The following is a 1,047-nucleotide window of genomic DNA, read 5'->3' as shown; positions in this document are numbered from 1 at the left end:
TCATGCTCAATAGATCACGACGCCGCGGATGCTTTCGCCCTTGTGCATCATGTCGAAGCCCTTGTTGATGTCGTCGAGCGGCATGGTGTGGGTGATCATCGGGTCGATGAGGATCTTGCCCTGCATGTACCAGTCGACGATCTTCGGCACATCGGTGCGGCCGCGTGCGCCGCCGAACGCCGTGCCCATCCAGTTGCGGCCGGTGACCAGCTGGAACGGGCGGGTGGAGATTTCCTGGCCGGCGCCGGCCACGCCGATGATGATCGACTTGCCCCAGCCGCGGTGCGAGGCTTCGAGCGCCTGGCGCATCACCTTGGTATTGCCGGTGCAGTCGAACGTGTAGTCGGCGCCGCCGATCAGGTCGCCATTGCGCTTGGTCAGGTTGACGAGGTACGGCACGATGTCGTCGCCGACCTCCTTCGGATTGACGAAATGCGTCATGCCGAACTTTTCGCCCCAGGCCTTGCGGTCGTTGTTGATGTCGACGCCGATGATCATGTCGGCACCGGCAAGGCGCAGGCCCTGCAGAACGTTCAAACCGATGCCGCCCAGCCCGAAGACGATGGCCGTGGCGCCGATCTCGACCTTGGCGGTGTTGATGACGGCACCGATGCCGGTGGTCACGCCGCAGCCGATATAGCAGATCTTGTCGAAGGGGGCGTCCGGGTTGACCTTGGCCACCGCGATCTCCGGCAGCACGGTGAAGTTGGAAAAGGTCGAGCAGCCCATGTAATGGTGGATCTTGTCCTTGCCGATCGAAAAGCGCGACGTGCCGTCCGGCATCAGGCCTTGCCCCTGGGTGGAGCGGATGGCGGTGCAGAGATTGGTCTTGCGGCTGAGGCAGGAATAGCACTCGCGGCACTCGGGCGTATAGAGCGGGATGACATGGTCGCCCTTCTTCACGGACGTCACGCCGGGGCCGATATCGACAACGATGCCGGCGCCCTCATGGCCGAGAATGGCCGGGAACAGGCCTTCCGGATCGGCGCCCGAGAGCGTAAAATCATCGGTATGGCAGATGCCGGTCGCCTTCACCTCGATCAGCAC

1 protein-coding gene is annotated in these 1,047 nt (G+C 63.1%); it reads right to left on the bottom strand.

The genetic code is table 11. The features are described from left to right. Nucleotides 1-6 precede the first annotated feature (6 nt). On the bottom strand, nt 7-1,047 hold a 1,041-nt coding region (locus HFC70_RS26290; protein ID WP_168476286.1), incomplete at its 5' end, for an S-(hydroxymethyl)glutathione dehydrogenase/class III alcohol dehydrogenase.

Source organism: Agrobacterium sp. a22-2, assembly GCF_012276985.1.
Taxonomy (GTDB): Bacteria; Pseudomonadota; Alphaproteobacteria; order Rhizobiales; family Rhizobiaceae; genus Allorhizobium.
Note: the sequence above shows the minus strand (reverse complement) of the source record. Positions and strands in the feature narration are given on the sequence as shown.